This is a genomic window from Anaeromassilibacillus sp. An172, assembly GCF_002160515.1.
Taxonomy (GTDB): domain Bacteria; phylum Bacillota; class Clostridia; order Oscillospirales; family Acutalibacteraceae; genus Limousia; species Limousia pullorum.
In genome coordinates, this window is record NZ_NFKS01000002.1 from 71,563 (window position 1) to 84,822 (window position 13,260).

Consider the following 13,260-nt stretch of genomic DNA (forward strand, 5'->3'; position numbering starts at 1 on the left):
AGCGGCGGCAAGGAGGTAAGAAATGTTCAAACGAAAACCCAAGGTGCTGACACCGGAGCAGATGGAGGAAATCCGCACCAAGGACTTCTTCGACTGCATCCTGCCGGGTACCATCAAGTTCCTTTCCGACCACTATATCGTTGGAGACAGTTACCGCTGCGTGTGGGCCATCAGGGAGTACCCGCCCTCCACCGAGGAACAGGCCATCCTTTCCCAGCTTGCTGACCGCAATGGCGTGACGCTTCGGATCTACCACCGGCTGGTGGAGGCCATGGAACAGAGGAAGATCCTGCAGAACGCCACCCGGAAGAACAAGCTGATGAGTACCGGCAGCGATGTGAATGAAACCATTGAGGCCGAAGGGAATCTGCAGGATGTGGTGGAGCTTCTGGCCAACCTTCGGAAAAACAAGGAACCGCTTCTCCATTGCTCCGTGTTCATTGAGCTGAAAGCCAAGGGCATGGATGCCTTAAAGGAGCTGCAGTCAGAGATCGCTATGGAGCTGACTCGCTCCAAGATCACGGTTGACCGGCTCACCCTCCGGCAGAAGGAAGGATATCTTTCTGTTCTGCCTGTGGGGGCCAATCAGTTCGGGGCGCAGTTCGAGCGTGTGCTGCCCGCCAGCTCCGTAGCCAACCTGTACCCCTTTAACTTTTCCGGCAAGACCGATCCACGTGGTATCTACCTGGGCCGGGATAAGTATGGCACCAATATCCTGGTAGACTTTGACCGGCGCAGCGAGGATAAGACCACCAGCAATATCCTGATCCTTGGCAACTCCGGCCAGGGGAAATCCTATCTCTTAAAGCTGATCCTGACCAACTTAAGGGAGGCAGGAAAGCTGGTCATCGCCCTGGATGTGGAAGCGGAATACGAGGAACTGACGGAGGCCCTGGGCGGCTGCTACATCGATTTCATGTCCGGCGAGTACATCGTCAATCCCTTAGAGCCAAAGGCATGGGGCGATGGTACGGAGGGCGAGATCGATGCCACTACACCGCTGGCCTTCCGGAAAGTGACCAGGCTCTCCCAGCACATCGCTTACCTGAAGGACTTCTTCCGGGCCTATAAGGATTTCACGGATGTGCAGATCGACACTATTGAGATCCTGCTGGCCAAGCTGTATGCCCGGTTCGGCATTACCGACAGCACAGACTACAGTGCCAAAAAGCCTACGGATTTTCCTATCATGGAGGACTTCTATAAGCTGTGCGAAGAAGAATTCATGACCTACGACAATCAGCGGAAGTACCTGTACACAGAGGAAACCCTCCAGCAGGTATGCCTCGGCATCCATTCCATGTGCGTGGGATCGGAAAGCAAGTATTTCAATGGCTACACCAACATCACGGACGATGCCTTCCTGTGCTTCGGCGTGAAGGGGCTGATGGATACTAACCGCAGGTTGAAGGATGCCATGCTTTTCAATCTGCTTTCTTTTATGTCCAACCAGCTCCTGGGTAAGGGGAATACCGCAGCCGCCATTGACGAGCTGTATATGTACCTGACCAACCTGACCTCCATCGAGTATATCCGAAACGCCATGAAGCGTGTCCGGAAGAAGGAGTCAGCGATCATCATCGCCAGCCAGAACATCAATGACTTCCTGATGCCGGAAGTCTGCGAGATGACAAAACCGCTGTTTAGTATCCCCACCCATCAGTTCCTCTTTAACCCCGGCCAGATCAACCCGGCAGAGTTTATGGATGCCCTCCAGGTGGAGCCATCGGAGTTTGAACTGATCAAATATCCGGAGAGAGGCACCTGCCTATACCGGTGCGGAATAGAGCGATATCTTTTACAGGTCATTGCGCCGGACTATAAATCGGCCATCTTCGGAAAGGCCGGAGGCCGATGAGCGCCACAGTGGGTGCGGCACTCAAAAAGATTGCCGTATCCCTCCTCACAGATAAAAAGGTACTCAAGGTGGTGGGCGGGATCGTCTTGGGCATCATTATCATCATTGTGATGCCCATCGTGGCTATCGTCTCCATCTTCAACGGTACCATTGAATTTGATACCGCTGAGCTTCAGCAGATGGTGGAACAGAACCTCTCCGCCGAGGAACTCGCCAAGCTCCAAGGCGTAGAGGACACCATGTATGCCATCGAGGATGCCATGACCGCCGCCGGTTATGACTGGCAGAAGGTGCGGGAGGCCCAGGTGCTTTATACGACTGCCCTCTATGAATTTTCCTTTGAGCCGGATTTCGTGAGTAAGTTGGTAGGCTGCTTCGCACCGGATCAGACGGATGAACAGCTCATCGCCGCCGTCAATGCCGCCTTCGGGACGGACATCGATGCGGCAGAGTTTACCCAGCTCATCGTGGGCGTCAATCAGGAGATCGTCTCCGTGGCCCAGTCTCAGCTCGGCAACGAAGGCGGGCAGCCCTACTGGAGCTGGTACGGATTCGAATCCCGTGTGGAATGGTGCGCCTGCTTCGTCTCCTGGTGCGCCGATCAGTGCGGTTACATTGACCGTGGTATCTGCCCGAAGTTCTCCCTCTGCTCGGATGGCGTCAATTGGTTCCAACAGAGAAATCAATGGCTGGCGGGAACAGAAACCCCTTCCCCCGGCATGATCATCTTCTTTGATTGGGCGGACAATGGGCAGGATGGCGTGTCCGACCATGTGGGGATCGTAGCCAGCGTGGAGAATGGAACCGTCCACACCATCGAAGGAAATTCCGGGGATGCCTGCCGGGAGCGATCCTACAGCGTGGGCTATTATGAAATCCTGGGCTATGGCGTTCTGCAGGTGGGCGGCGAAACTGACAACAGTAATACAGAAACACCAACACAATAGGAGGATGTTATGGAACGGAAACGACAAGGAACTCTGGTTTACGATGAGGAAAGCGGACGATATGATATCCGCTTCTCCCTGGAGCGTTACTATGGCGGCCTGCACTGTGGGGAATGCTTTGATGTCCTCATCGGCAGCCGATGGGTGCCTACACGCATTGAAATGGATGAACGCTGGTATCTGGTCGGCGTAAAAACGGATCAGCTTGCGGGGCTTCGAGTACGGATGTGACGGATGAACATGGGGAGCTGCTCACTGCTCCCTGTGGGAAAGGAAGGAAATGCTGTTAAAAGACTTTATATTGAAAACATCAGACATGGTGGATTCCGAAAATAAGACACCGGTGCTTGACTGGATCGAGTTTGCCTGTGATATGGCGGATAGCTGCGGCTCCCGTATGGAGCAGGAACTGGATGACATCTTCCGATCCCTATGCTATGTGAAAAACAATTTCTGTCCGGAAACCTTTCAGGAGAGTCTCCGTATTCTTTGCCTTTCCAATGAGATTATTTATGGGGCCATGTTTTCCGATGCCGGAGTTGCTCCGGAAACGATAAGAAAGCTGGCGGACGATGGCGTCCTGGAGTGCGGATACATCCCAGCGGATACCTGGGAGCTGGCATCCCTCTCCCTGATCCAGATGGAAGAACCGGAAAGTATGCTTTGGATTGTAGAAAATGAAGAACCGCTTCGGATCGAAAAACTACTCCAGCGCATTGCTTTTCAGGCCAGACAGGAACAGGTTCCGCTCAAGGAGCTTTTGGACAATCAGAAGCTGCGGATACAGAAAGTCGGAAATGAAGATCTGGCCCAGGCACTTTTGAATGCCTTTACATCCAGCAGCGCCATTGACAGGCTCTATGTATACCAGCCCCAGGAACATCGATTCTCCCAGACAGTCTGCCCTGCGCTTCGGGAAGATCAGGATTTGGATAAAGAACCTGCTACGGAAGGCCCCGAAAGCATTGCCGGATTTACTCCGGGAATGTGACAGATCGGTTATATCGAAAGCTATCGGGCGGCACGAAAAAGGCCGCCCCATTTTTATGAAATGGAGCGAACAACATGAGTAAGAAAAAACAATTCACGGCCAGAGAGATTGCGGATGTCCTCGTCCGGGAAGGAATCAGCCAGACAACAACTGGCAGGTGGTCAGTAGGCTTCGAGGAAATCCAAAATCGGTTTGGGCTTGACCTCTCCGCCGACAGTGATGCCGGAAGGTTGATAGTGATTGCGTTAAAACAGGAAGAAGAAATCAATGAGCTGATCATGACAGAGGATCATATTGAAATGTCTTACCATCTGGAATACTGTCCGTCCTGTAATCAGGGCGGCGCATCCGGTATGGGGAGTGTATTCTCTCTGCTGGGCTGTAATATCTACGATGACCATCTCCACCAGGAGAATGCAGGTGTACCAGAGAATCCATCAGAACCGGACGCAACCAAGGAACAGACTGAGGACGTGACATCGGATCTTGTTATGCGGTAAAGGAGGTGACAAGAATGGATCTCTATGCTTTTTTCCATCGCAAGGATGAAGAAATCCGCTCTCAGCATTGTGTGGTAGAGAAAGTGTTGGAGCTGTCTGAAAGCGAGTATGCCCGCTTCTACCAATCACCGCTGGCGGAGTATGATTTTATTGCCAAACACCGTGGAGTCATGCGGCAGGATGCGGACGGAACCCGACACTGCCTATTGGTGCTGGGAGAAAACCAGGAGGATGGTATTCTTGTTGACGCAGAGGGATATAACTATGCCCGCTACCATGCTTTTCTTCCCAAGGCCCGCCAGCTTTGTCTCCTGGATCAATATCCTTCGATAGCAAAATTCAATCGGGAGATGGCTGAGATGGCGGAGCAATACACACAGAAAGCCATCACGGATCAGCAGAGCGGAATGTACCGGATACTGACAGATGAGATGGAGCTGGACAAAGTTGAAGCCCAGCTCCTTGTTGAAATGCTGGAGGATCGCCCGGAGATTGCATATCTGGATGACCTGGGCGATGAGCTGTGCATCAAACTGAACCCGGAATATGCCCATGAAGAAAAAGAACTTCCCCGGCTCAGTCAGGAGGATGCCGATGTGATTTGCGCCAAACATGTCCTCTGGCTTCACGATGCGGGTGGCGAACAGGCTGACTTCTCCGGATACGATCTGTCCGGATTGAATCTGAGCCATCGGAATTTAAACAGCGCCATCTTCGCAGGAACCAGAATGTATGAAACGAATCTGGCACAGGCGGAGCTGTGCTTCTCTGATTTTACAGAGGCAACCTTGTTCTCCTGTGATCTCAAGGGCGTCACTGCTGAGGAAACATGCTTTAAAAAGATGGTGGCCGATGGCTGTACCTTCCGGGGAGCCATCTTTACACACAGCAACTTTTCCGGCGCACTGATCCAGAATTGCCGCATGGAACAGACCGACTGGACGAACTGCTGTACAGACAGTACCGTGTTCCATCAGACACCTATGGGGCAGGCAAAAATGAATCATGTAAGTGATAATGAGCAGGACTGGAGCCAGGACTCCGGGCCTGCTCTTTCCATGTGAAGGAGGAACCTATGAAGAAAACCAATGTAACAATTTCCTTTGATGAGGAAAAACTGACTGCGCTCCGGCTCTACATGGAGCAGAAAGATCTGCAGCTTGAAGATGAGCTTACCAAAGCCATGGAGGGATTCTATGGCAAACATGTCCCGTCCAATGTGCGGGAATTTATTGAGATGCGCTCTGGCGAACCAGCAGATCCTGCGCCCAGAGCAAGGCGGCCCAGGCCGGAGAAAAAAGAACAGGCGCCGGCAGATACAGGAGAGAGTCCTTAACAATGCATCTGAAGGATCAATGAATAACGAATCGAGAGGTGATTGACATGCGAAAAGTTCTGTAATAGGAAAATCAACGGGAATCCGGCTGCGTCTTGGAAGCCTGTTCGATGGGATCGGTGGATTTCCTTTATCTGCTGTCCGGAACGGAATCCTTCCGGTATGGGCCAGTGAAATAGAACCTTTCCCGATCCAAGTAACCATGCAGCGGTTCCCGGAGATGCTCCATGTGGGCGATATTACGAAATTAAAAGGGACGGAACTTCCGGCTGTAGATATCATCACGGGCGGATCACCCTGTCAGGATCTGAGCATCGCAGGAAAGCGCGCAGGCTTGTCCGGTGAGCGTTCCGGACTTTTTATGGAGCAGATCCGGATTGTAAAGGAGATGAGAAAGTCAGATGCCAAAAGACAACGAGGAAATGAAACAGTTAACCCTTGCGGAATTGTTCCCCGATTCATGGTGTGGGAAAACGTCCCTGGAGCATTCTCATCTTCAAACGGAGAAGATTTCAGAGCGGTCCTGGAGGAAATCTGCAGGATCGCCGACCATACCATATCTGTTCCTCGACCTCCGGCCGGGAGGTGGAAATCTGCTGGGGCCATATTGGGAAGTGGATTCTCTGTCGCTTGGAGAGTCCTGGACGCTCAATACTGGGGAGTCCCCCAGAGACGTAAAAGAATCTTTCTTGTCGCAGATTTTGGAGGAACATCCGCCCCGGAAATATTATTTAAGCAGGAAAGCCTGCTTGGGTATCCTGTGGCGGTCAGCGGAACGGGGCAAGAAACTTCCGGAAAAACTCAAAAAAGCACTGGAGATCCAGGTGGGGATCAAATAGATACGGAAGGATTCATGGCTTTCCATATCAATCAAAGAGAGGAAACGATCAACCTGGGCCATGTTTCCGGCGCATTGATGGCAACAAGAAATATGCAGATGCAGACCTTTATTGCCGGACTCCCTGACCAACAGAAAGATCCAACTCTCTGCCTGAACGATCAGGGCGGCCAAGTGATGGATTGCAGTGTAGATGTGGCAGGAACACTTCGGGCGCAGATGTCCGGCCATCCTCCGCTGGTTTTTGATAACCACGGGCAGGATCTTAGGTTCACCGGCCCCGTGGAAAAGGCGCAGGCGGTAACAGCATCCTACGGGATGGGAGGCAATACACAATCCCTGGTGCTATTTGAAAACCACGGAATCGATGGACGTTATACCGGACCGCTGCCGGTATCCCCGACACTGTCAGCCAGAAGCGGCACAGGCGGCAACAATCTTCCTTTGATCGCGGAGGAACCGGACAGCTATTGTATTGCCGGGAATATCATTGACCGGCAAAGTAAAAATGGAGGGAATGGGTTTGGCTATCAGGAAGATATCAGTTACACCCTGAATACAACAGACCGGCATGCGGTCTATAGCCGCCAGCGAGTGGATGAATTCCAGGAAAGCAAAGTCGCTGGCACAGAAAGCGCCAGACAATATAAAGATGCAACTGATCTGATCTGCCAGCCTGAGGTAAACAGAAATCTGATCCGCCGTCTCACTCCTCTGGAGTGTGAGCGGCTGCAGGGTTTCCCGGATGGCTGGACTTTGATCGATGGGGCATCTGACTCGGCAAGGTATAAAGCCCTGGGCAATAGTGTGGCAATCCCATGTGTTACTTTTGTTCTGCGTGGGATTGTCCTGATTATGGAGAAAGAGTTTGCGGAGGAACAGAAAAACGGAATCGAAGATTGGAGGCATAACCAATGAATGATATAGACGTTACCGTATATTTTAATGAGCATCGACTCGCTGCTCTGGACGAGATCCTGACGGATCAGGGACGTACCATCGAAGGCGTGCTGCGGAAATGTTTTGAAGAAACCTATGCGTCTCTCGTTCCGGAAGAAAAGCGTGAGGAAATCGAATCACTGATCCGTCAGGAAGAAGCGAAAGCACAACGTGAGGCTGAAGCTGCCAGACGGTTTGCTGTGATCCATTTCCATGAGGACGGGGATGATTTTCATTTCACTTCCGACCTGCGGAACAACTTCTACAGTGCGGCTTATCTCTATCGGAATTTTATGCGGGAGAATGAGGGCAGGTTGACCTTGGATAGTCTGGCACTTTCCTTTGGAGAACATCAGCCTATTGATGATCTGACCTTCTCTGTCTTATGCGACGCTATGGAGCATGATGATCGAATCACTGCGCTCCTGGAATTTGATTTTGACGATGGAACGATTAGCGTAAAAGAGCAGGGAGATCCGGAGTGGCGGACTTATCGTCTGAAAGATGTTTCTACTGCGGTCTATCGTGCTGAGCGCAAATCTACAATCCCAATAGCAGCAAAAGAGCTGATCTTCGAAGAAGCATTGCGGGATCGTGAGATTGACTGGCATTCTTCCGAACAGGCAGAAGCAACAACGCCGCCGGTTCAGGAGATGTGATGCGAAAAGGAACGCCCCGGTGAGCCGCCTGTTGGCCCCGTGTTGCGGTTTTGTGGGCGAGGTCGAGGAAGTATCCCTCCCCGCCGGTTTGCGAGGCGTTTGCGGCCCGTGTGAAGGCAGGCCCCTACCCATAGAGAAGCAACGGTTCCCCGTGCGGATACAGGGTCGAAAATCAAGCAGGAGAAAGGGGCGGTGCCGCATGGCGGCTCTGCCCCAGCTCACTGCGTCCGGCAGTGCCGGCCGCTTCAAGGCTTTCTGCCGATTCTGAACGAAATGGCATTACGGTGCCGGATTTGGACAAAAGGTTCCTGGACAGGTGCTTCCATTCCCTGAAAACCAGAGATTTCAAGGAATGTTGCGGTGCTTTGGCAGGTTCCTATGAATAAGAAGGAGGATTTCAGACATGCAGGATACAGAGGCAGAAAAGAAAGAAATCAAACGCCGCTTCCAGCTCTGGATCAGACCGTCCACCCTGGAGCTGGCGGACACTCTCTATGAAAAAGACAACTGCGACAGCCGGAGTGAATTCATCGAAAAAGCAATCTTGTTTTATGCTGGATACCTTTCCGCAGAGGACAACAAAACCTATCTCCCCAATATCGTCACATCCACACTGAAAAGCATTGTAGCGGAGAGCGATCACCGGCAGAACCGGATGCTTTTCAAGCTGGCTGTGGAGATGGCGGTCATGATGAACGTGGTCGCAGCGAATAACAATATCGATCCGGTGTCACTGGAACGACTGCGGGGAGAATGTGTCAAGGAAGTCAAAAGGCTGAATGGCTCCTTCTCTTTTGATGATGCGATGAGCTGGCAGAAAGGATGGGAAGAAAACGAGTAGCAATTGAAAACGAATTGCAATCCCCGGTTCCTCTTGATATAATAATGGTTAGATATTACTAACTTGTTTGCATATTAGGAGGATAGATAGCCATGTCCGAATTTGGTATAGTAGAAGATACAATGTTTATTCCTATGGTGGGAAGGATTTACGCCACCGAAAAGTTTCCGGGTATTTTATATGATAAAAAAGCACTTTCATTAAAAGAAAAGTTGCCATCCGCACTGTTGGAAACAGGAAACCAAAGTCAATACACGCTTCTGGCTTCTGCATCCCGTTCCGCTAATATGGATCGGCATATCCAGAACTTCCTGAAACGTAAACCGGATGGTGTTGTTATACAGTTGGGCTGCGGACTGGAGACAACGTATGATCGCAATGAAAATGGACAAACCCAATGGTATGCTGTAGACCTTCCGAATGTAATCGAATACCGGCGCAGTTTGCTCCCGGAACCTGAGAAGGAAACTTATCTTTCAGGGGATGCTTTTTCAGACGGATGGCTCAGGCAGATCCGAAGGAACATGCCTGATACGCCTCTTCTGGTTACTGCAGGAGGTCTGTTCCATTACTTTCAAGAGGAAAAAGTTCTTGGCCTTTTGCAGATGCTGAAAGGTTTCGGGAATATAGAGCTTGTGTTTGATACGGTAAATAAAAGCGGCATGAAAATGTTGCAGAAGAAATATATGAAGCAGATGGGACATGAAAATGCCCGAATGTTTTTTTATGTGAATTCGGCTGAAGATCTGGTTACCACCTTGGGTGGCGGTGTCAAAGTATTGGCGGATGAACCATATTACAAGTTTATCAAACGAGATGGATTAAAAATCATTACAAAAATCAGTATGGATATTTCAGATCGATTTGGAATGCTCAAAATGATCCATCTGGAGTGGAGGTAATGTAAATATGGTGGTCATGATAGAAAGTCTGATTGGTATCTTATTATTCACAATCCTGATTGTGTCGCCGACGCTGAAAAATCCCCTTGCCTCAGTGGGAGATTATCCCCGGCCATAAGGGAGAAATGTATGGAATTAGGATTGATCGAAAAAAGAGAACAACGTTTCCCAGGTCAGATATCATCTAGAAAGGAATCGCCCTGCTTGCTTTTGTGTTCATCTTCGCTGTTATCCTGAAACAGTTTAATGGAGCGGATACATTCTGGAAAGGGGTTCGGGATTCCTACATGATCTGGCTGATCATTGATTGGTATGATGCTCTTGTACTCGATAGCATCTGGTTTTGCCATTCGAAAAAAGTCAGGATACCAAGCACAGAGGATATGGAAGAATATAAGGATTACTGTTTTCATATTAAGCAGTCCTGTATTGGTATGCTTCTTGGCTTGCCCGCCTGTCTTGCAGTGGGAGTGATTACAGCAATCCTCTGATCAGCCATCAAATGATATAAAACAGAATATGATTCGCATTCAGTAGGAAATCTCTTACTATGTCTCCTGCTCTTCCTTTACTCTAAAATGGAAGGAGGTTTCTCATGACCCGCCATGTCACTATCAAATGATTAACAGGTAAAAAATGAATTGCAGTCCTATACGTCTCCTGATATAATATTAGTTAGTTATCACTAACCTATTTGCGCATAGGAGGGTACATCCATGTTTACTGTTCGTCCATATAAGGAAGAAGATGCTGCGGCCTGCGGGGATTGCTTCTACGAAGGATTCTTTTCATGCTCTGTGGATCAGAACGATAAAATACTTTTGCGTGACTACGCACAGATCCTGATTGAAAAATGCAATTTCACCTATGTTGCGGAAACGGAGGATCATCAGGTCGTAGGATTCATCTGTGGAAAATATGATAAGCGTTTCAGCAAGGCTCTGGCAGCTCAGTATGAGACAAAAAAGCACTATGGCCGTTGGTGTAAAATGTTCCTCAAGTTCTATCTGAAAAGATATAAAATGTCAGCACCATTCCAGAAGCAGTTTGATGCCTTTTTCCGTCAGCTACAGGAAAGGGATAAGGAAACCGTTGGGAAATGCGATCTGGAACTCGTTGCCCTTTCGTCCAGAAGGAATTACAGAAAGGGGTTGGGAACCGCATTGGTCACAAAATTTTTGAATCGGGCAAAAGCTGATGGAGCAGATCGTGTGCGGCTTTTTACGAACACTCTTGCATCGTGGGAGTTTTATGAAAAACGTGGATTTAAGAAAGTGGCAGAGAAGCCCTTTCAGGATGGCTCCGGCAATCAGTCCCTCGTTTATGAGTACGTTTTGAAGGAGTATGAATATGAAAAACACCATCTGTGAAAAACTGATGTGGTCAGCGATGACACCTGCTATTTTCAAATATATCGCAGCCAATTGCAAAAATACGGATACATTCAGGGTGAAGAAGAAATCGCGTAAAAACTTTAAAGATATGTTGGCGAGGACACCCGACATAGGCGGTTTTACGAAAAATCCTCAGCGAATCTGTCTTTCCGGCGGAATTGTCTGGATGGCAGTTTATAAGGCAATGGATGGGGCGATGAGCCATGAGCAGTTCGGGGAAATGGTGACAGCCACGATGCAGGCGTCGCTCATTAAAAAAGCTTTCGGGAGTAAAAATCCATTTGATATGGAATATCAAAAAAAGAAAGTCAAGAAGGACAGGATTGCAAATGCCATATCCGACAGCGAATTCAACTGGATGACGGAGACGATTCCCGGAAGGGATGCAGACGAATACACCATCAACTATCACAGGTGCGGCCTGTGTGCGCTTGGAAAACAGGAGCATTTGGAAGAACTGATACCCTATATGTGTGCCATGGATTTTATTTCTGCTGATCTCATGGGCGGCGTGTTATACAGGACAGGTACACTTGCAGAGGGCGCAGAAAAGTGTGATTTCTATGTTTGCAAAAAGGACTCTAAATGGGATAAAGAAAGAAAATACGGACAGCAATCCAAGCTGCAAAAACAGGGAGAGTTGGGAAAGTGGAATATGTGACGGTTGCACAGGAGGGCTTCTATGGACTTTATCATGCCCCTGTTAAGGATCATGATCCCAAAAAGGTCGTCATCGTAGTAGGCGGCAGCGAAGGGAATGAAAATATCCCGATGAATGTGGGTGCTATGTTTGCCAGGTGCGGCATCGCCGCGTTAGGTATTTGTTACTGGAACGTAGACGGGCTGCCGAAAGAACTGGTTCGGGTGCCTGTCGATCCATTTGAAAAAGCGATCCTGTGGCTGAAAAACAAAGGATATGAAAAGATTATCATGTATGGCATTTCAAAAGGCGCTGAACTGGTATTGCTTTGCGCTTCTCTTATGCCGGATATCTGCGGCGTTGTTGCCCTCTCCCCGATCCACTGTATATGGGGAGGCATGTACGGGAATAAAAGCATGGCATCGAAAACTTTTTCATCTGCCTCCGAATTCACATACAGGGGAAAAGATTTTCCGTGTATGACAGCGCATCTGAAATATGGGCCGGCAATCCGGAACCTCATCCTCCATCAGCAGTTCGAGTTATCCTACATCTACGAAGAACCGCTGAAACATTTTGATGAGGATACAGCCATTCATGTGGAGAACATTCAGGGAAACATTTTATTTATTTACGCAAAGGAAGATCTCATGTGGCCCAGCAAAGAGGCGGTGGCATATATGGTAAACCGCCTGGAAAAATACCGGTTTGCTTTCCGGGTGGATGTTCTGGAATATGAAAAAGCAAGCCACATTCTTGTCCCATTAAATCCATCTAAGCTGAAAATGTTTAAAATTGAGAGACAATATCCGGAAGATTGCAGGCGCAGCCGTGAAGACGCTTTCCATAAAACGATAAAATGGATATCGGAGGTAAAGTGAATATGGCGGTCATGATAGAAAGTCTGATTGGTATCTTATTATTCACAATCCTGATTGTGTCTCTGACATTGAAAAATCCCCTAACCTCGGTAGGAGATTATCCCCCGGTCATACGGGAGAAATGTATGGAATTAGGATTGATTGAAAAAAGAGAACAACGCTTCACCAGGGCAGATATCCTCCGAAAGGGGATTGCCCTGCTTGCTTTTGTGTTCATCTTCGCTGTTGTCCTGAAACAGTTTAATGGAGCGGATACATTCTGGAAAGGGTTTCGGGATTCCTACCTGATCTGGCTGATCATTGATTGGTATGACGCTCTGGTGCTTGATTGCATCTGGTTCTGCCATTCGAAAAAAGTCAGGATACCAGGCACAGAGGATATGGAAGAATATAAGGACTACCGTTTTCATATTAAGCAGTCCTGTATTGGTATGCTTCTTGGCCTGCCAGCCTGTCTTGCAGTGGGAGCAATTACAGCAATCCTCTGATCCGCCATCAAATGATATAGAATAGAATATGATTCGCATCCAGCAG

The 13,260-nt window shown here is 49.2% G+C and carries 15 protein-coding genes and 1 pseudogene; all 16 read left to right on the plus strand.

The features are described 5' to 3' along the window. Positions 1-22: 22 nt before the first annotated feature. The 16 genes and pseudogenes from B5F08_RS01570 to B5F08_RS01645 all read left to right on the plus strand — a co-directional run bounded on the left by B5F08_RS01570 (position 23) and on the right by B5F08_RS01645 (position 13,214). On the plus strand, positions 23-1,858 hold the full coding sequence (locus tag B5F08_RS01570; RefSeq protein WP_087376069.1) for a VirB4 family type IV secretion system protein: 1,836 nt from the start codon (positions 23-25) through the stop codon (positions 1,856-1,858). 464 nt (positions 1,859-2,322) lie between these two features. Then, positions 2,323-2,805: pseudogene (locus tag B5F08_RS13485) on the plus strand (CHAP domain-containing protein); the annotation flags it as partial. Between the two features lie 9 nt (positions 2,806-2,814). Further along, positions 2,815-3,036 carry a DUF5348 domain-containing protein gene (locus B5F08_RS01580; protein ID WP_044940721.1) on the plus strand — a complete coding sequence of 74 codons (222 nt, stop codon included), beginning with the start codon at positions 2,815-2,817 and terminating at the stop codon, positions 3,034-3,036. A gap of 49 nt (positions 3,037-3,085) precedes the next feature. After that, complete coding sequence (locus B5F08_RS01585; protein ID WP_087376070.1) at positions 3,086-3,796, plus strand: hypothetical protein; 711 nt, start codon at positions 3,086-3,088, stop codon at positions 3,794-3,796. Positions 3,797-4,032: 236 nt separating this feature from the next. Then, positions 4,033-4,296: a hypothetical protein gene (locus tag B5F08_RS13105; RefSeq protein ID WP_143256344.1), complete on the plus strand. Its 264-nt coding sequence runs from the start codon at positions 4,033-4,035 to the stop codon at positions 4,294-4,296. A 14-nt stretch (positions 4,297-4,310) separates the two neighbouring features. Further along, complete coding sequence (locus B5F08_RS01595; RefSeq protein ID WP_087376071.1) at positions 4,311-5,360, plus strand: DUF6329 domain-containing protein; 1,050 nt, start codon at positions 4,311-4,313, stop codon at positions 5,358-5,360. Between the two features lie 11 nt (positions 5,361-5,371). After that, positions 5,372-5,632, plus strand: a complete 261-nt coding sequence (locus tag B5F08_RS01600; RefSeq protein WP_087376072.1) for a DUF6103 family protein — start codon at positions 5,372-5,374, stop codon at positions 5,630-5,632. 82 nt (positions 5,633-5,714) lie between these two features. Further along, positions 5,715-7,388: a DNA cytosine methyltransferase gene (locus tag B5F08_RS01605; RefSeq protein ID WP_242968191.1), complete on the plus strand. Its 1,674-nt coding sequence runs from the start codon at positions 5,715-5,717 to the stop codon at positions 7,386-7,388. Further along, complete coding sequence (locus tag B5F08_RS01610) at positions 7,385-8,068, plus strand: hypothetical protein (protein WP_087376074.1); 684 nt, start codon at positions 7,385-7,387, stop codon at positions 8,066-8,068. Before B5F08_RS01605 ends, B5F08_RS01610 begins: the two co-directional genes overlap by 4 nt. Before the next feature lie 403 nt (positions 8,069-8,471). Beyond that, on the plus strand, positions 8,472-8,909 hold the full coding sequence (locus B5F08_RS01615) for a hypothetical protein (RefSeq protein WP_087376075.1): 438 nt from the start codon (positions 8,472-8,474) through the stop codon (positions 8,907-8,909). 92 nt (positions 8,910-9,001) lie between these two features. Continuing rightward, complete coding sequence (locus B5F08_RS01620) at positions 9,002-9,811, plus strand: class I SAM-dependent methyltransferase (protein WP_087359974.1); 810 nt, start codon at positions 9,002-9,004, stop codon at positions 9,809-9,811. 287 nt (positions 9,812-10,098) lie between these two features. Continuing rightward, positions 10,099-10,302 carry a hypothetical protein gene (locus B5F08_RS13365; RefSeq protein WP_204245148.1) on the plus strand — a complete coding sequence of 68 codons (204 nt, stop codon included), beginning with the start codon at positions 10,099-10,101 and terminating at the stop codon, positions 10,300-10,302. A 225-nt stretch (positions 10,303-10,527) separates the two neighbouring features. Further along, positions 10,528-11,181, plus strand: coding sequence for a GNAT family N-acetyltransferase (locus B5F08_RS01630; protein ID WP_087376076.1), 654 nt, complete (start codon positions 10,528-10,530; stop codon positions 11,179-11,181). After that, complete coding sequence (locus tag B5F08_RS01635) at positions 11,162-11,866, plus strand: L-2-amino-thiazoline-4-carboxylic acid hydrolase (protein WP_087376077.1); 705 nt, start codon at positions 11,162-11,164, stop codon at positions 11,864-11,866. The genes B5F08_RS01630 and B5F08_RS01635 overlap by 20 nt, the downstream gene beginning before the upstream one ends. Continuing rightward, on the plus strand, positions 11,854-12,726 hold the full coding sequence (locus tag B5F08_RS01640) for an acyl-CoA thioester hydrolase/BAAT C-terminal domain-containing protein (RefSeq protein WP_087376078.1): 873 nt from the start codon (positions 11,854-11,856) through the stop codon (positions 12,724-12,726). Before B5F08_RS01635 ends, B5F08_RS01640 begins: the two co-directional genes overlap by 13 nt. Positions 12,727-12,728: 2 nt before the next feature. After that, on the plus strand, positions 12,729-13,214 hold the full coding sequence (locus B5F08_RS01645) for a hypothetical protein (protein WP_087376079.1): 486 nt from the start codon (positions 12,729-12,731) through the stop codon (positions 13,212-13,214). The last annotated feature ends 46 nt before the right edge of the window (positions 13,215-13,260 follow it).

Bases quoted from the DNA above. Each gene is read 5' to 3' on its own strand.
- B5F08_RS01635 (WP_087376077.1), top strand. From the start codon at position 11,162: ATGAAAAACACCATCTGTGAAAAACTGATGTGGTCAGCGATGACACCT.
- B5F08_RS01585 (WP_087376070.1), top strand. From the start codon at position 3,086: ATGCTGTTAAAAGACTTTATATTGAAAACATCAGACATGGTGGATTCC.
- B5F08_RS01620 (WP_087359974.1), top strand. From the start codon at position 9,002: ATGTCCGAATTTGGTATAGTAGAAGATACAATGTTTATTCCTATGGTG.
- B5F08_RS01580 (WP_044940721.1), top strand. From the start codon at position 2,815: ATGGAACGGAAACGACAAGGAACTCTGGTTTACGATGAGGAAAGCGGA.
- B5F08_RS01570 (WP_087376069.1), top strand. From the start codon at position 23: ATGTTCAAACGAAAACCCAAGGTGCTGACACCGGAGCAGATGGAGGAA.
- B5F08_RS13365 (WP_204245148.1), top strand. From the start codon at position 10,099: ATGATCTGGCTGATCATTGATTGGTATGATGCTCTTGTACTCGATAGC.
- B5F08_RS01610 (WP_087376074.1), top strand. From the start codon at position 7,385: ATGAATGATATAGACGTTACCGTATATTTTAATGAGCATCGACTCGCT.
- B5F08_RS01615 (WP_087376075.1), top strand. From the start codon at position 8,472: ATGCAGGATACAGAGGCAGAAAAGAAAGAAATCAAACGCCGCTTCCAG.
- B5F08_RS01600 (WP_087376072.1), top strand. From the start codon at position 5,372: ATGAAGAAAACCAATGTAACAATTTCCTTTGATGAGGAAAAACTGACT.
- B5F08_RS01645 (WP_087376079.1), top strand. From the start codon at position 12,729: ATGGCGGTCATGATAGAAAGTCTGATTGGTATCTTATTATTCACAATC.
- B5F08_RS01630 (WP_087376076.1), top strand. From the start codon at position 10,528: ATGTTTACTGTTCGTCCATATAAGGAAGAAGATGCTGCGGCCTGCGGG.
- B5F08_RS01595 (WP_087376071.1), top strand. From the start codon at position 4,311: ATGGATCTCTATGCTTTTTTCCATCGCAAGGATGAAGAAATCCGCTCT.